The organism is uncultured Kordia sp. (assembly GCF_947489565.1).
In the GTDB taxonomy this organism is placed as follows: Bacteria; Bacteroidota; Bacteroidia; order Flavobacteriales; family Flavobacteriaceae; genus Kordia.
In genome coordinates this window covers 198,385-215,266 of sequence record NZ_CANLEA010000008.1, presented here as the reverse complement: position 1 = coordinate 215,266, position 16,882 = coordinate 198,385, and the positions used below count along the sequence as shown (strand labels likewise).

The 16,882-nt window shown below is 35.4% G+C and carries 19 protein-coding genes; 7 read left to right on the top strand and 12 right to left on the bottom strand.

Annotation, left to right across the window (positions count from 1 at the left end):
- Positions 1 to 46 precede the first annotated feature (46 nt).
- Both Q0845_RS13010 and Q0845_RS13005 read left to right on the top strand, forming a co-directional pair.
- Positions 47 to 250, top strand: coding sequence for a class I lanthipeptide (locus tag Q0845_RS13010; RefSeq protein WP_298513802.1), 204 nt, complete (start codon positions 47 to 49; stop codon positions 248 to 250).
- 56 nt (positions 251 to 306) lie between these two features.
- Positions 307 to 501, top strand: coding sequence for a hypothetical protein (locus Q0845_RS13005; RefSeq protein ID WP_298513799.1), 195 nt, complete (start codon positions 307 to 309; stop codon positions 499 to 501).
- 254 nt (positions 502 to 755) lie between these two features.
- Here Q0845_RS13005 and Q0845_RS13000 read toward each other — a convergent pair whose 3' ends face one another.
- The 6 genes from Q0845_RS13000 to Q0845_RS12975 all read right to left on the bottom strand — a co-directional run bounded on the left by Q0845_RS13000 (position 756) and on the right by Q0845_RS12975 (position 5,678).
- Positions 756 to 1,001 (bottom strand): hypothetical protein, encoded by a 246-nt coding sequence (locus tag Q0845_RS13000; protein WP_298513797.1) that lies wholly within the window; start codon positions 999 to 1,001, stop codon positions 756 to 758.
- Between the two features lie 65 nt (positions 1,002 to 1,066).
- Complete coding sequence (locus tag Q0845_RS12995) at positions 1,067 to 2,149, bottom strand: bifunctional 3-deoxy-7-phosphoheptulonate synthase/chorismate mutase type II (protein ID WP_298513795.1); 1,083 nt, start codon at positions 2,147 to 2,149, stop codon at positions 1,067 to 1,069.
- 321 nt (positions 2,150 to 2,470) lie between these two features.
- Complete coding sequence (locus Q0845_RS12990) at positions 2,471 to 3,319, bottom strand: prephenate dehydrogenase (protein ID WP_298513793.1); 849 nt, start codon at positions 3,317 to 3,319, stop codon at positions 2,471 to 2,473.
- A gap of 1 nt (position 3,320) precedes the next feature.
- Entirely contained in the window at positions 3,321 to 3,704 is a 384-nt protein-coding gene (locus Q0845_RS12985; protein ID WP_298513790.1) for a hypothetical protein, read from the bottom strand.
- A 1-nt stretch (position 3,705) separates the two neighbouring features.
- Entirely contained in the window at positions 3,706 to 4,851 is a 1,146-nt protein-coding gene (locus tag Q0845_RS12980) for an aminotransferase class I/II-fold pyridoxal phosphate-dependent enzyme (protein WP_298513788.1), read from the bottom strand.
- On the bottom strand, positions 4,848 to 5,678 hold the full coding sequence (locus Q0845_RS12975) for a prephenate dehydratase (RefSeq protein ID WP_298513786.1): 831 nt from the start codon (positions 5,676 to 5,678) through the stop codon (positions 4,848 to 4,850). The genes Q0845_RS12980 and Q0845_RS12975 overlap by 4 nt, the downstream gene beginning before the upstream one ends.
- 337 nt (positions 5,679 to 6,015) lie before the next feature.
- Between Q0845_RS12975 and gldA the strand changes: the two genes are divergently transcribed.
- A complete protein-coding gene (gene gldA / locus Q0845_RS12970) occupies positions 6,016 to 6,909 on the top strand; it encodes a gliding motility-associated ABC transporter ATP-binding subunit GldA (protein ID WP_298513784.1) in 894 nt (297 codons plus the stop codon).
- Between the two features lie 133 nt (positions 6,910 to 7,042).
- On the opposite strand, the gene Q0845_RS12965 is transcribed toward gldA, so the two are convergent.
- From Q0845_RS12965 to Q0845_RS12955, 3 genes are read right to left on the bottom strand one after another with little or no spacing between them, the layout of a single operon-like run.
- Positions 7,043 to 7,789 carry a head GIN domain-containing protein gene (locus tag Q0845_RS12965; protein WP_298513782.1) on the bottom strand — a complete coding sequence of 249 codons (747 nt, stop codon included), beginning with the start codon at positions 7,787 to 7,789 and terminating at the stop codon, positions 7,043 to 7,045.
- A gap of 27 nt (positions 7,790 to 7,816) precedes the next feature.
- Entirely contained in the window at positions 7,817 to 8,368 is a 552-nt protein-coding gene (locus Q0845_RS12960; RefSeq protein WP_298513778.1) for a hypothetical protein, read from the bottom strand.
- 49 nt (positions 8,369 to 8,417) lie between these two features.
- Entirely contained in the window at positions 8,418 to 9,530 is a 1,113-nt protein-coding gene (locus Q0845_RS12955; RefSeq protein ID WP_298513776.1) for an acyloxyacyl hydrolase, read from the bottom strand.
- 183 nt (positions 9,531 to 9,713) lie between these two features.
- Between Q0845_RS12955 and Q0845_RS12950 the strand changes: the two genes are divergently transcribed.
- From Q0845_RS12950 to Q0845_RS12935, 4 genes are all read left to right on the top strand, one after another.
- On the top strand, positions 9,714 to 9,908 hold the full coding sequence (locus tag Q0845_RS12950) for a class I lanthipeptide (protein ID WP_298513774.1): 195 nt from the start codon (positions 9,714 to 9,716) through the stop codon (positions 9,906 to 9,908).
- Positions 9,909 to 9,941: 33 nt separating this feature from the next.
- Positions 9,942 to 10,133, top strand: coding sequence for a hypothetical protein (locus Q0845_RS12945; protein ID WP_298513771.1), 192 nt, complete (start codon positions 9,942 to 9,944; stop codon positions 10,131 to 10,133).
- Between the two features lie 495 nt (positions 10,134 to 10,628).
- Positions 10,629 to 10,832 (top strand): class I lanthipeptide, encoded by a 204-nt coding sequence (locus tag Q0845_RS12940; protein WP_298513770.1) that lies wholly within the window; start codon positions 10,629 to 10,631, stop codon positions 10,830 to 10,832.
- A 407-nt stretch (positions 10,833 to 11,239) separates the two neighbouring features.
- Positions 11,240 to 11,434, top strand: coding sequence for a hypothetical protein (locus tag Q0845_RS12935; RefSeq protein WP_298513768.1), 195 nt, complete (start codon positions 11,240 to 11,242; stop codon positions 11,432 to 11,434).
- A 58-nt stretch (positions 11,435 to 11,492) separates the two neighbouring features.
- Here Q0845_RS12935 and metF read toward each other — a convergent pair whose 3' ends face one another.
- The 3 genes from metF to Q0845_RS12920 all read right to left on the bottom strand — a co-directional run bounded on the left by metF (position 11,493) and on the right by Q0845_RS12920 (position 16,656).
- Positions 11,493 to 12,449: a methylenetetrahydrofolate reductase [NAD(P)H] gene (gene metF, locus Q0845_RS12930; protein ID WP_298513766.1), complete on the bottom strand. Its 957-nt coding sequence runs from the start codon at positions 12,447 to 12,449 to the stop codon at positions 11,493 to 11,495.
- Positions 12,450 to 12,747: 298 nt separating this feature from the next.
- Entirely contained in the window at positions 12,748 to 15,462 is a 2,715-nt protein-coding gene (gene metH / locus Q0845_RS12925; RefSeq protein WP_298513763.1) for a methionine synthase, read from the bottom strand.
- A 192-nt stretch (positions 15,463 to 15,654) separates the two neighbouring features.
- The gene (locus Q0845_RS12920; RefSeq protein ID WP_298513761.1) at positions 15,655 to 16,656 is read right to left on the bottom strand and encodes a homocysteine S-methyltransferase family protein; all 1,002 of its coding nucleotides are present in this window, start codon (positions 16,654 to 16,656) and stop codon (positions 15,655 to 15,657) included.
- Positions 16,657 to 16,882 lie beyond the last annotated feature (226 nt).

Genomic DNA, 16,882 nt, shown 5'->3' with positions numbered 1-16,882 from the left:
TTTTATGTTTTGCTTTGATGCATTAATAATTTAAAAACAGAATATTATGAAGAAAAGAAATTTAAAGAGTTTACAATTGAACAAGAAGTCAATTTCTACTTTGAATAAAAAAACAGTTAACAAAATTCATGGGGGAGTTTTGTGGTCTTTATTTTGGTGTAGAGAGAAAAAACCAGCTCCAGTTTCAAGCCCAGGAAATGATGCTACTTGCCAAGGATTAAATACTTGTGTTTATTTAGATGGTTGCTAGGAACAAGTATCATCCAATATCATCATCTATTAAATTATTATTAAAAAAAATGTATTATGAAAAAAAAGAATATCAAAAATTTAATGCTCAATAAGAAATCAATCATCAGTTTTTATCATTCAGTTAATGGAGGGCATCAGGCTAATACTTGTGAAGGACCTTGCCAAGGAGGTACAAGTTGTTGTCAAGTAAAGCCTATTAAAAAGACAAGAAACACAGGAATGTTTTCTGGTTGTGAAAATGTATGCTAATTATAAAATAAAAAGTTATACAAAAAGAAGTTAAAGAATTTAGACTTGAACAAAAAGTCCATTTTTAGATTTTTCAATTAAAGAAGGAATAGATGGAGAAAATCCATCTGACAGAAGTAAAGAAGCTCAAGTCACTTGGTATGTGGAAGGATGTTTATCATGGTTTGTTTGAAAATACAGATTGTACTTGCGCTTAACTTTTGGTAGTCATAGATGAAAAAGCGAGCCAATTGACTCGCTTTTTCACTTATTACTTATTGATTACAACCAGTAGTTGCTGCTGTACCACCACATGGGCTGTAACAAGAAATTACTTCACTTTCGTGACATCGTCTTGAATCATTTAAACATTCTAGTCCAGTTGGTTTCGGAGGATTACAAGCCAGATAGTCTGTTCCTGAGACTGCACCTCCTACTACACTAACTGCTTTGTAATAATTTAACTTCGCTATTTTACTTTTTGTGATACTAAATTTAGCTATTGACTTCTTTTTTTTCATAATATAATGGTTTTAATGTTATATTATGAAGTCACAAAAATCTAGTCACGTTACCCAATTCAGCATTAGTTATTTATTATTTTTTCTTGGTGATTGATCGATTCTTGGTGAATAGCTTTGAAAATACGCAATACAAATTCTTCACTTAGTTGATTTTGCTCACCTTCTAGAATCATTTTTCCAAGGATTTCGTTCCAACGTCTGGTTTGTAAGATGGCAACGTTTTTCTCTTTTTTCAAGGCTCCAATTTTGTCTGCCACTTTCATACGTTTTCCTAAGGTTTCGATTAATTGATGGTCAATTACATCAATTTGTGTACGAAGTGTGTTTAAGGCATTTCTATATTCTGCTTCTGTATCGGTCGCTTTTCTGATTTTTAAATCTTCCATGATTTCCACCAAACGCGTTGGTTTTATCTGCTGCTTGGCATCACTCCATGCGTTGTCTGGATCAAAATGTGTTTCTACCATGAGTCCGTCGTAGCTTAAGTCTAAAGCTGTTTGACACAAATCGAAGATAATATCTCTACGACCTGCAATATGCGATGGATCTAGTATTAATGGTAAATCTGGGAAACGGTTTTGCAATTCAATTGGAATTTGCCATTCTGGATTGTTTCTGTAACGTGTTTTTTCGTAGGTTGAAAATCCTCTGTGAATTACACCTAATTTTTCAATATTAGCAGAATGCAAACGTTCTACAGCTCCAAGCCACAATGCTAAATCAGGATTTACTGGATTTTTTACCAAAACAATTTTGTCAGTTCCATTCAACGCATCTGCAATTTCTTGTACAATAAATGGACTTACGGTAGAGCGCGCACCAATCCATAATACATCGATATCATGCTCTAATGCTAAACGTACGTGTGTTGCATTGGCAACTTCTGTTGCAGTTAACATTCCTGTTTCTTCTTTGGCTTTTTGCAACCATTTTAATCCTAATGCGCCTACACCTTCAAAGTTTCCAGGACGTGTACGTGGCTTCCAAATTCCTGCACGCAATACCGTTGCATCCGTATCTTTGAGTTGATGTGCAATATTTAATACTTGATCTTCTGTTTCCGCACTACACGGACCAGCGATTACTATCGGATGTTCTAATCCGAAGGCGTTTAACCAGTTTCTGAGTTCTTTTTTATTTTCCATGATTACCTTTTTATCTTTTATCTTTTGTTAATTGGTCTTTTTGTATTTTGTTGATTCGTTGATTCGTTGATTCGTTGATTCGTTGATTTGTCAATTTGTTTTTTGTTTTCCTCTTCATTTGATTTCACTTTCGATTGTTCTCCACTTTTGTGTGAAGTTCCGCGTTTGCTTTGACTGCACTTAATGATCTTTGATTCGCGTTAGGGATTGAGGCTTTGTTGAAGCTCTTTTGCAAGGTGGATTCCTGTCTTCGCAGGAATGACAGCTTGTAAAAAGCGACTGCCGAAAGCCCGACCCGTTAGGGAAACGCCCAAATTATTTTTATTCAATTCCCTTTAGTATTTTTTTTATGTGATTTGTGTTTTCCATTTCTTTATAAATTCCTTCAAAATTGTCCTGCAACATCAGGCTTTTAAATTCCTGTAAATTGGCGATATATTCATCGAGTGTTTCGATGACATTGGTTTTGTTTTGCTCAAATATGGGCGTCCACATGGCTGGCGAGCTTTTTGCCAAACGTACTGTAGAAGCGAATCCGCTGCCTGCTAAATCGAAAATATCACGTTCGTTTTTTTCTTTTTCAATGACCGTTTTTCCTAACATAAACGAACTGATATGCGACAAATGCGATACATATGCAATGTGTTTGTCGTGTGATTTTGGATCCATATACCGAATCCGCATGCCTAAGTTTTTGAACAGTTCTAATGCTTTTTCTTGCAGACTGAACGCTGTTTTTTCCACTTCGCAGATGATGTTTGTTTTTCCATCAAATAACCTTTTAATGGCCGCCGAAGGTCCAGAAAATTCAGTTCCAGCAATTGGATGCGCGGCTAAAAAGTTGCGTCGTTTTGGATGTGCTGCAATGCTTTCGCATATTTTTTCTTTCGTTGAACCTGCATCTATGACCAACGTATCATCTTTTATGGTGTCTAATACTTCCTGAATGATTCCGATGGAAGCATGCACAGGAATAGTGACAATCACAATATCAGCATTTTGCACATTTTGAAGCGTGGCTTTTTCATGAATTAACTGTCTTTGCAGTGCTTCTTCCAAATGCGCTTCGTTTACATCTACTCCATAGATCATTGCTTCTGGATATGTTGATTGAATATCCAGTGACATGCTTCCGCCTATGAGTCCGATTCCTATGATGTATACGTTCATGTTAACTTTTATCTACTATTTTATTTATTTTTTGATCAAAGAAGTAAAAAATACTTTTCCCTTCGAGCGTAATTTTAGTTCCTTTTTTTAGAGTTTCCGTCATGTCAACTGCAAAAATCCCCTGATATTTTATGGACACTTCAATGGTATTTTTTGCATCATTTTTCTGTATCCCTTTTATTTGTTGATTCCGCATTGAAAATAACGTTGCTGCTTTTTTTGCCTGCGTTTCAAATTCTTCAATTCCTTTTGTAGAAAGCGTTCGTTTTTCAGCATCATAGTTTTCAAAAATGATATCTCGTTGCATATTTTGCATCATTCCTGAGATATCAAAATTGTTGTATGCATCAATGTATGCCTGTATGATTGCTATTTGCTTTTCCATATCAGATTCGTTGAATGACTTCTTTTATTTTTTCTTCTGTGACACAGAGTGAGAAACGTACATATCCTTCGCCTTGCGTTCCAAAAATGCTTCCTGGCGTAATGAATACGTCTTTTTCATAGAGCAGTTTGTCTATGAATGCTTCTGATGTAAGCTGATTGTCTGCTGGTAATTTTGCCCATACAAACATGCCTGCGGTTTCTGTATCGAATTCACAATGCAATTTTGTCGCTAATTCCCAAATAAGTTTACGACGTTTTTCATATATTTTATTGAGTTCAGCAAACCAGTCTTTCGAACTTTCTAAGGCTTTGATAGCACCTTTTTGTATTCCGTAAAACATTCCTGAATCCATATTACTTTTTACTTTTAATACATGTTGAATATGCTCCGCTTTTCCCATGACCATTCCCGTACGCCAACCTGCCATATTGAACGATTTACTGAGCGAATTGAGTTCTAGTGTCACTTCTTTTGCGCCATCAATGCTGAGTATACTCATAGGCGCATCATTTAGAATAAAACTATATGGATTGTCATTGATGATGAGAATTTGATGTTTTTTTGCAAAGGCAATGAGTTTTTCAAAGAATGTACTTGTCGCTTTTGCTCCCGTTGGCATGTGCGGATAGTTTACCCACATGAGTTTTACTTTCGTTAAATCGCGCTTCGATAATTCTTCCAAATTTGGCAACCAATTGTTGTTTGCATCTAAATTGTAATAGTTGGGAATAGCACCTAAAAGTTTGGTTACCGAAGTATAGGTTGGATAACTCGGATTGGCAATTAACACCTCATCTCCTTCATCCAAATACGCCATAGAAATGTGCATAATTCCTTCTTTACTTCCCATAAGTGGCAATACTTCTGTATCCGCATCTAGAGCAACATTATAGTTTCTTTTATAGAAATCTGCAATTGCTTTTCGCAAGGCTGGAATTCCTTGATAGCTTTGATATTTGTGTGCCGTTTCATCGTGCAAGCTTGCTTCTAGTGCGTTTACTACAACTGCTGGCGGTTGCAAATCTGGACTTCCTATTCCGAGATTGACAATGGGTTTTCCGGCAGCTACCAAGCCGCGTACTTCTCTTAATTTTCGAGAGAAATAGTATTCTTCTACGGTATGTATACGTTTTGCGGGAATCATGCGTTTCGTCGGTTTTTGTAAGTTCCTAATACTTTTAAACTTGTAGCCATTATTTCTAATACAGCAATTGCTTTGGTATAATCTTCATAGGCTTCAAATGTAACATCTACGAAAAAGGCATATTTCCAAGGCGTTTCAATAATTGGCAATGATTGTATTTTGGTGAGATTCAACTTGCAATCGCTCATTACATTTAAGATGGTTGCCAGACTTCCTCTTTTGTGATCCAATTCAAATCGCAACGAAGCTTTGTCTATTTGGGCAACATTTTCAATTGGTTTTTGCTTTTGCAGAATGACAAAACGTGTCGCATTGGTTTTGATGGTTTGAATTTCTGATGAAAGCACTTTTAACTGAAATAATTCTGCAGCTGTTTTTGTAGCGATTGCGGCAATTCCTTCTTTTTGTTCTTCCTGAATTCTTCTGGCTACGGCTGCCGTATCTACATCTTCTACTAATTTGATATGCGGATATTGCTTAAAGAATTCTTTGCATTGCAATAAAGCCATTGGATGCGAACATACTTCGGTAATATCTTCAATCGTCTGATTGGGCAACGCCATTAGATGATGATGAATGTTTAAGTAGTATTCTCCATTGATATGAACATTATTGGCATCAATTAGTGCATAATTTGGGATTATGGAACCTGCAATGGTATTTTCCAAAGCCATGATTGCATAACTACTTTTTTCATGTGTTAAGCTATGCACTAACGCATCAAAAGACAGGCATTCGTCTAACTGTACTTCTTCTCCAAAGTATAGCTGCGCCACTTTATGATGGTTAGATCCTTGAACTCCTTGTATTGCTATTGTTTGTTGCATTGTTTTTTAATCAAAAAAAAAGTTCCGAATGTATTTCGGAACTTTTTTGTATCTATATTATTATGTTTAAACTAAACTATAAGACAAAGCGTTCCGACCTCTTTCCGTAGAAGAAGTAAAAATAACCTTGCCAAAAATAGTTTGCACTAAACATCTTTTCTTTCAATTTGTTGTAGCTAAAGTATAGATAAATTTTTATAAACAAAATCGTTTCCCAATATTTTTTGAAGAAAAACGTTTTTATCAATAAACTGTATTCTTTTTTGTTTTTATTTGATTTAATATGGTGAAATACTGATAAAAATTTATGTAATTTTGAATTTCAAACTCTTATAATATGTCTATCGTTGTAGAAAATATCACAAAAACGTATGGTGAACAAAAAGCCTTAAACTCAGTTTCTTTCCGTGTTACTAAGGGAGAAATTGTTGGTTTTTTAGGTCCTAATGGAGCTGGAAAGTCTACCATGATGAAAATATTGACGACGTATTTGAAAGCGACTTCTGGAAATGCTTCGGTAAACGAGTTTGATACGACTACAGAAGCGCGAAACGTACAAAAGAGTGTTGGATATCTTCCAGAACACAATCCGTTGTATTTGGACATGCATGTGCGCGAATATTTAGCTTTTAATGCAAATGTGTATAAAGTTTCTAAATCGCGTATTGATGAAGTTATTCAAATGACTGGATTGTTGCCAGAAGCCAAAAAGAAGATTGGTGAATTGTCGAAAGGTTATCGTCAGCGTGTTGGTTTAGCGAATGCTTTGCTACACGATCCGGAAGTATTGATTTTAGATGAACCTACTACTGGTTTAGATCCGAATCAGTTGACAGAGATTCGCAATTTGATTACTTCTATAGGAAAGGAGAAAACCATCTTTTTGTCTACTCATATTATGCAAGAAGTGGAAGCTTTGTGCGATCGTGTGATTATTATTAATAAAGGTGAAATTGTTGCTGATACCACTTTGGCGAAACTTCAGAAGAATCAGGAACAAGTGATTGAAGTAGAGTTTGATTATCGCGTTGAAGAGGTATTGATTCAGCAGATTCCACATGTTACAAAGGTTGTGAATACACGTGGTTTGGTATACGAACTTACGTTTAGCACAACAAAAGATATGCGTCCGACTGTGTTTGATTTTGCACACGATAATAGCTTGAAGACTTTACAGATTAATCAGAAGAATAAAAATTTGGAGAGCTTGTTTAGAGAGTTGACTTCTTAGATTCTTAGACTTCTTGGATTCTTAGATCACTTCGCTCTTAGACTTTTTGTGGATTTGTTTGTTTGTTGATTCGTTTTTTTGTTGATTTGACTGTTCGTCTGTTTGTTTTTTGTGGATTGTCTCTTGATTTTAATTAATCCTGAAAGATTAAACTTCCTGTGTAATGCGCTGTAAAATCTAGTATTGGTGGACGATTGACTGCAATGACATCTCCAGTTCCATAGATATCTCCTGAAAGTTCTTGTTGCGGATTGATGATGATATCATTGCTTCCTCTCGAGGAGATGATCACTTTATTTGCTATAAAATCTGCAGCTTCTACTCTAGAGTTTCCTCCTGGAAAACTGATGACAAATTCTTCTGTACTTCCCGAAATAAATAGGTTTGAGAGATTGTTGAACACAAGTTTTAAATCCTGATTTTCAATTTGCAATTTAAAGTTTCCAGAAGCGGCACTGCTATTGGTAAAGTTCTCAGAGATCAATTCTAAGCTTGGAAAAGTCAAGATTCCGTCGGAACGTATTTCGAACTGTGTTTTGCTATGAATTTTAGTGATATTTGGCGCTGTAATGTATATTGTTGTAATTCCGAAGTCACGGAAATAATTACAATTATTGTTATCTGATAAAAACAAGGTTTCTCCCACTACTTTTGCTTCTACATCATTGATAAGATTGATTCCTGTTTCTATGATAACTTCCTGACTCATTCCTTCTTTAACAACCAAAGTAATGTCTTCTCCAACTTCAATCATAGAAAAATCGGCAACTCTTACAGTTTCTGAGATGATACTTCCAGAGGTTTGAAAACAATCATGTACGTCTTCTTTATCACAAGAAATACAAATCATTAGTACTAATATGAAGTATAGTTTTTTCATTGTCTTTTTTTACTATTTAAGCTTTTACTATTTGAGCTTTCTGTTTTTTGTTTTTTTGTTGAACTTAAAAAAATAAGTCGCTGAAAACATATGTTTGCTAACATTCGACATGTCTTTATTGGTAATGGCCATATTGATACCATATGTTAGTTTAAAACGCTCTGAACCATATCCAATTTCTGGTCTTATTCGTAAGCTATTATTTTTTTCCATATCAAAATACCAAACTGCGCCAGCTCCTAAATTGATGCCCCATAGATTAGAAAATCCCGCAATTTTTGGTGCTATGATATAGTTTTTATTTATATAATGTTCCGTTGATATTGTATACCCTTTTATTGCATCACCATAACCTGCATCTTCCTTCTTATAGTGAAAATATCCTATTTCAAACATTGTTTCACGCGCGCCATGTATTCCTAAAATTAGGCCTCTTGATGGAGGATATTTTTCACCATCACTCGAAAACCCAAGTTTGTTCTTTTTATTTTCATAATCCTCTTCGGGCGCTAATTGCGCTATTCCGAACTGACTCCACATTAATAGTAAAAACGTACTGTATAAAACTCTTTTTTTCATCTTTTTGTTTTTTGATTGATAACTTAAAGAGTCTTTTTACATAAAATTGTTACAGTCGAATTCCCACGCCTAATTCTACCGCTTCAGCTTTCGCTGCATGCGATTTGAGTGTTAATGCTGCAAACCATTTTTTACTAAAGTATCGTTTCATTCCAATACGAATATAGGTTTGTCCTTCAAAATCCACAGGATAATACACGTAATATCCTAGTTGTGTGATGACAGATAGTTTATTGATAAATAATTCATGTCCCACAAAAACACCTACACGTTTAAAATCTTCATCGCCTTTTACTTCTCCATTAGGAAATGCAATAGATCGAAAGCGAATCCATTCTTTTAGAAAGTTGGAGAAAAATACTTCCGTTCCTAATTGTATGGCACTTTTTCGTCCCAAACGTTTATCGGCATAGGCAGAAACTACCGTAAATCCATATTGTCCGCTTCCAATAGCATCACTTTCATTGACTCCTGCACGTAAGACAATATTAAATTTAATCGGTTCTTTAAAGTTTTGAGCGACTTCATTTTTTTGGAATTCCATCAACGAAGTATCTTCCAAATTATAGTTGACTCCAATATTGAAAGCCAAGGTATTGATACTTGTATTTGGTGCTTTTACATTGGCATTGGAATAGTGTATGAGCGATAATCCTGCTTGTATGCCCAATCGTTTGAATAGATTTTCCTTTTTGTAATTCAACATTACATAGGTACTACTCATTAATCGTGAACCAAATGCTATGTTTCTAAAATTGTCTACTTTGTCATACGGATTGCTCGTATACGCCAATCCTTGTCCGATACGCAACATCAAATTTCGTTTGAGAAAGTAGAAATTATAATGTGCATATAGCGCTACATTTTTTCCTAAATATTCATTTTTTAAGTCTTGATAACTGAATGAAGCCCCATAATCTGGATAGTTATAGAATTGTGACCAATCGTCATTTCCAAAGGTTTTTCGGTTGTAACTCACAATAACACCTTCTGGATGTCCCGTAATTAAATGCAAAATATCGTCATTATGACGTGCTATGTTTCCGCTAAAATAATTGACATCAATCGTAGCTGCTTTGGGCGATTGTTCTTTTTTAGAAGTCGTTTCTTGAGCAATACAGAAACACGAATAGAGGAATATGAGGTAAACTAACTTTTTCATTGCGTTAACAAATGTAGTTTTTATTTTAAAAATGCTTCTATTTCCTTCTTTTTTATTGATGAAAGGTCTTATTTCTAGATGAACCTGTGTTAACTACAGCATGCACCTACTTGTTGTAATGGAAAACCTCTGCAAGTAACTATTTCATTTCTATATTTTTATATCAACCAAAAAACTTATATCATGAAAAAAAAATCTATTAAAAAATTAAAACTGCACAAAGCTTCTATTTCAACACTTAATGCGAATGCGCTTTCTGGCGGAACAGATCAAAGTGGTTATCTGTTTTGTGAATCTGTCAATATTTGTGAAACCATCGATTATACAGCATGCAATGGAGAGTTCGGATGTCAATTGTATTTGACTATAAATTGTTAATCAAAAAATTATTAATTCTAAATATTTGAAATCATGAAAAAAAGATCAATTCAAAAATTAAAACTAAAAAAAGCAGCCGTTTCTAATTTAAATACGAATGCTTCAAAAGGAGGAACTATTGGAAATACTGCATTTTGTCTTTCTATAAATTTCTGCGAAACCATCGATTATACAGCATGTAATGGAGAATTTATATGTCAAATATATGATAACCCACAACGCTAATTTCCTCAAAAAACACTTAACTAAAAAGGAACTCTAACAGGTTCCTTTTTCTATATATCACACTTGAAAAACTCGCACTTACAGCAATCACGTAACTAAAGTATTGTAAAACCCGTACGATAACTTTCTGCTTTTTAGTAGTTTTACATTAACCAAATTGTACAGAACAAAATATACATAGTGCGAATACAGAGCTTTACAATATGCTTCACTATTCTTACGAATTAATACAGTTTTAAGTTTAAAAGATTTAAAATCACCGAAAAGTCCAAATAGACTATTCGCTATATCATGATATACATTGCTTTTACAGCAATTTATAAAACTGATTTCTAAAATAATCGATTTTATGTTTAGTTAAAAAGAGGAATTTAAGGCATTCCTCTTTTTTTATGCCTAAATGTTAAATACAGCGAACACGTACTTCTAGTAATGGAAAACCAATGTCATTTATAAGACGTTTTTTCTACCTTCGGGCACATCAAAACCAAAATCATGAAGAAAAAGTCAATTACTAAGTTATCGTTGAAAAAAGCTTCAATTTCCACATTAAACGCAAAAGCTTTACATGGTGGAAACAATACGCTTTCAATAATTGTATGCGAATCTCAGGATTTCTGTGAAACCATCGATTATACAGCATGTAGAGGTGAATATTACTGCCAAATTTATCCGTACCCAACAGATCAAAATTTTTAAAAGCAACATTTAATTTGCTGAATTTCTAGCGATCTAACTTACAAATTACAACCATGAAAAAAAGATAATGACTAAGTTAAGATTAAAAATCATCCGCTTTAGCTATCTATATGTATAGCTTCCGAGTGAATATGAAAGTTCAGTTTACATATGCGAATTTGATCATATTTGCCAAACTATTGATGTTACTAGATATTATAGAGTTTGCTCTAAGGTTTGTTTGATCCGAGAACCGAAGAATGCGATATTTTCGATTCAATTATGTATTAAAAGAGAGGAATTAACATTCCTCTCTTTTCTTTGACATATACGTTAACTATAGAGAACACATACTTTTAGTATTGTAAAAACCAATATCTTTTTTTTACTTTTTGCATATTTTTAAAATTAATCATAAAACCAAAATCATGAAAAAAAGATCCATTAAAAAGTTAAAACTAAAAAAAGCATCTATTTCAACTTTAAATATCAAAGCTGCCAAAGGTGGATTTGGAGATTCAGTATACATTTGCGAATCTAGAGACTTGTGTATTACTATAGATGTCACTAGATGTTATGGAAATTGGAATTGCGGATTATTTGATCCTTCAGGGAATCTATAATTCATCACAAAAATAACTACAAAATAAAAAGAGAGGAATTAATTTTCCTCTCTTTCATTTAAAATACCTCTTTTGCAATTGCTTCAATATTGCTAGATCTTCCCATAGAATAGTAGTGTAAAATTGGCACGCCAGCAGCAACCAATTCTTTACTTTGCTGCGTACACCATTCAATTCCTACTTTACGCACCGCTTTGTTGTCTTTACAACGAACCACTTCCATAATTAAATCGTCCGGTAAATCTACTTTGAAACGATGCGGAATTAAGTTCAATTGTTTTTTGGTTGCTATGGGTTTTAATCCTGGAATGATTGGTACAGTAATGCCTTCTTTTCTGCATTTTTCAACGAATTCAAAATACTTCTGATTGTCAAAAAACATTTGCGTCACAATATATCCTGCTCCTGCTTTTATTTTCTTTTTTAAGAAATGGATGTCCGAGTCCAAACTTGGCGCTTCCATGTGTTTTTCGGGATAACCAGCGACACCAATACAGAAATCTGTTTTTGAAGAGTTCAACAATTCTTCATCCAAATATTTTCCGTTGTTTAGGTCTTGTATCTGACTTACCAATTCGGACGCATAGCGATGCCCTTCGGGTTCTGCTCTAAAATACGTTTCGCTTTTTACGGCATCTCCACGCAAAGCCACTACATTATCAATTCCCAGAAAATCCATATCAATTAAGAAGTTTTCTGTGTCTTCTTTCGTAAATCCGCCACATAAAATATGCGGAATGGCATCTACTTGATATTTGTTCTGAATTGCAGCACAAATTCCCACAGTTCCAGGACGTTTTTTTACGACTTGTTTCTTAAGCAATCCGTTCCCCAATTCTTTAAACGTATATTCTTCTCGGTGATAGGTTACGTCAATAAATGGTGGTTTGTATTCCATTAATGGATCTATATTATCAAATATTGAATTGATATGCTGTCCTTTTAACGGTGGTAAAATTTCAAAAGAGAACAATGTTTTCCCTTCCGATTTTGCTATATGTTCTGTTACTTTCATGCTTTTTTATAGTATTGAGTTTTGAGTAGTTAGTATTGAGACTTGCTTACTCGGCTCTTGTATTTTTCTTTTTCTATGTTTTATCTGTTGATTTGTTATTTGTCAATTTGTTTTTTGCTCTTGACTTTTAACTTCATTTCCTATTCGTTTTGGGTGTTCCCTTCGTGTTACTTCGGTCGTGCTATCCGTTGTATCTTTTACCTTGTTCTCGATACAAATTTGTGATTTCGCCAAAGCTCAATACACAAATTCACTCGAACTGACGGTAAAAGGATGCCACTGCTATCACTAACGCGGGCTAATCTGCCAACGCAGGATGCAACCATTTTTGGGCTTTTTCTATCGTAATTCCTTTTCTTTTTGCAAAATCTTCCACTTGATCCTGCGTTATTTTTCCAAGTCCAAAATACTTGGCTTCTTCATTCCCAAAATAATATCCTGAAACTGCGGCAGCTGGCCACATGGCTAGACTTTCCGTTAATGAAACTCCAATCACTTTTTCGACATCTAGTAATTCCCAAATGGTTTCTTTTTCCAAATGATCTGGGCATGCTGGATATCCTGGCGCTGGACGAATTCCTTTATAGGTTTCTTTGATGAGTTCTTCATTAGTCAAATCTTCATTAGCACCATATCCCCAATGTTTCGTACGTACTTGCTTGTGTAAATATTCTGCAAATGCTTCCGCAAAACGATCGGCAATTGCTTGTGCCATAATCGCGTTGTAATCATCTTGCTGTTCTTTGTAACTGTTTGCCAATTCGTCTGCTCCAAAAATGGCCGTACAAAATGCGCCCATATAGTCTTGCTTTCCACTTTCTTTTGGCGCTACAAAATCTGCCAAAGCAATGTTTGGAACTTCCGCACGTTTGTCTAATTGTTGGCGAAGCGTTCTAAAAACGCCTATTTCTTTTCCTTTTTTCTGAATTGAAATATCATCATCATTGATCGTATTAGCTTCAAACAATCCAAAAATCCCTTTGGCTTTTAGCGACTGTTTCGCAATGATTTCCTCTATCATTTTTTTGGCATCCGAATATAATTGCGTGGCTTGCTCGCCTACAATATCATCCGTAAGAATGTCTGGAAAACGTCCGTGCAAATCCCACGAACGGAAAAACGGACTCCAATCAATATACGGAACTAATTCTTTTAAACTGAGCTGCGTTAACTTTTGAATTCCCAACTCTTTGGGCTTGACAATAGTACTTGTTTCCCAATTAATTTTATATTTTTTTGCTCTGGCAGCATCTAAAGAGATGTATGATTTTTTCTTTTTACGCTTTAAGAACTTTTCACGGAATTCGTCGTAATCTCGTTTTAACTTATCGCGATAGTCTTTCGATTTTTTCTTGTTTAGCAAATCACCAACTACCGTTACTGCTCTTGATGCATCGTTTACATGCACCACCGCATTTTTATATTCTGGATCAATTTTTACAGCGGTATGTGCTTTGGAAGTTGTTGCGCCACCAATCAATAAAGGAATATTGAAGTTTTGGCGTTCCATTTCTTTGGCTAAGTATACCATTTCATCAAGTGAAGGTGTAATTAAACCTGACAAACCTATGACATCTACATTTTCTGCTTTGGCTGTTTCTATGATTTTTTCTGGCGGCACCATGACTCCTAAATCTACAATTTCGTAGTTGTTACAACCCAATACGACACTTACAATATTTTTTCCAATATCGTGCACATCGCCTTTTACGGTTGCCATTAACACTTTTCCGATGGCTTGTTGTTGTTCGCCTTTTTCAGCTTCTATGAACGGATTTAAATACGCCACTGCTTTTTTCATTACACGTGCCGATTTTACCACTTGCGGCAAGAACATTTTCCCTGAACCAAATAAATCTCCTACGACATTCATTCCGATCATGAGGTTTCCTTCTATGACTTCAATTGGTTTTTCTGCTTGTTGGCGTGCTTCTTCTACATCTTCAACAATATATTTATCAATTCCTTTTACAAGCGAATGTGTGATACGGTCTTGTAATTCGTAACTACGCCATTCTTGAACTGTTTCGGTGTCTGCTTTTTTAATTCCTTTGAAGGTTTCCGCCAAGTCTAATAAACGTTCTGTAGCATCGTCTCTTCTATCGAGAATTACATCTTCTACATGTTCTAATAGGTTTTTTGGAATGTCGTCATAGACTTCTAACATCGTCGGATTTACAATTCCCATGTTCATTCCAGCTTGAATGGCATGATATAAAAACACAGAGTGCATGGCTTCACGTACAACATTGTTTCCTCTAAATGAAAACGATACGTTACTGACACCACCACTTACACTGACGTTAGGATAGGTTTCGCGTGTCCAACGTGTAGCTTCTATAAAATCGATGGCATTTTTACGGTGTTCTTCCATTCCTGTTGCCACTGGAAATATATTTAAATCGAAGATGATGTCTTCTTCTGCAAATCCAACTTTATTGACCAATACATCATAGGAACGTGCCACAATTTCTAATCGACGTTCATAGTTATCGGCTTGTCCAACTTCATCGAATGCCATCACAATTACGGCAGCACCATAGCGTTTGATTTGTGTAGCTTCCCAGATAAATTTTTCTTCGCCTTCTTTTAGCGAGATAGAGTTTACCACACATTTTCCTTGCACCACTTGCAATCCTGCTTCAATGATATCCCATTTGGAACTGTCGATCATAATGGGCACACGGCAAATATCTGGTTCGGCTGCAATGAGATTTAAAAATTTTACCATCGCTTCTTTTCCATCAATCAAACCATCGTCCATATTGATATCGATGATTTGCGCACCACCATCCACTTGATGTCTGGCAATGGCCAACGCTTCATCAAATTTCTCTTCTTTGACGAGTCGCAAAAATTTACGCGAACCTGCTACATTCGTTCGTTCTCCAACATTGACAAAGTTGCTGTTTTCGTTTAAAACTAAAGGTTCTAAACCTGAAAGTCGCATGAACTTGGTTTGGGTCTTAGGTTTTTGGTGTTGGGTATTAGGTGTTGGGTCTTTATCTTGCATCTTCTTTTTCTTTGTTCCTTATTGTTGGTTATCGGTTTGTCGCTAGGCTCTTTTTGTTGTTTGTTGATTTGTCTTTTTTGTTGATCTGTTGATTCGTCAATTTGTCTTTTTGTTAATTTGTTGATTTGTTGATTTGTTGATTTTGATTGATTTTGATTGATTTTCTAACAACAAAGAACTAATAACAATCAACTAGCAACTAACAACAACATTACGAGGTTTGTATTTTGCAGCTACTTCTGCAATTGCACTTATGTGTCCTGGTGTTGTTCCGCAGCAACCTCCAATGATGTTGATGAGATTCTTTTTTAGATATTCTTCTATTTGCGCGGCCATTTCTGATGGTGATTCGTCATATTCTCCAAAAGCATTTGGCAATCCTGCATTTGGATGTGCTGAAACCGCAAAATCTGTTTTGTTTGCAATGGCTTCTAAGTGCGGTTGTAATAGGTTGGCACCTAGTGCGCAATTGAATCCTACTGAGAGTAATGGAATGTGTGATACTGAGATTAAGAATGCTTCCGCTGTTTGTCCAGATAGTGTACGTCCGCTGGCATCTGTAATGGTTCCACTTAACATGATTGGGACATTTATATCTCTTTCTGCCTTTACTTCTTCAATAGCAAATAGCGCTGCTTTGGCGTTGAGCGTATCGAAAACTGTTTCTACGAGTAATACATCAACTCCTCCATCTATTAAAGCTTCCACTTGTAGTTTGTAGGCAATTCGTAATTCGTCAAAAGTAACAGCACGATATCCTGGATCGTTTACATCTGGCGACATACTAGCCGTTCTGTTGGTTGGTCCTATAGAACCTGCGACAAAACGTGGTTTGTGTGGTTCTTTTTCGGTAAACTCGTCTGCTACTTCTTTGGCTATTTTTGCAGATTCGTAGTTGAGTTCGTAAACTAGGTGTTCCATTTCATAATCGGCCATAGCAATGGTTGTCCCAGAGAATGTATTGGTTTCCACAATATCGGCACCAGCAGCGAAGTATTTTGCATGTACTTCTTTGATGGCGTGCGGTTGTGTGATGGATAGTAAATCGTTGTTTCCTTGTAATGGTACTTTAAAGTCTTTAAAGCGTTCGCCGCGAAAATCTTCTTCGGTGAATTTATAGGCTTGCAACATGGTTCCCATAGCGCCATCTAAGACAAGGATTCGTTTTTCTATTTCGTTCCAGATGTTTTTCATTTGTTTCCTTCTTTCTTTTCTTCTGGATTCCTGCCTGCGCAGGAATGACAGTATGAATATTTCTTTTTCGTTTCAAAGTCGCTTCGGCTTCGCTCAGCGGGCTTTGTTTTTTATTTTTTTAATACATACAGATGCATCTCGACTACGCTCGATGTGACATTTGGCGTTAAGGATGCACTTCAACTTTGCTCAGCAACCTTCTCCTTATTTTAGAGATGGTGTTTTG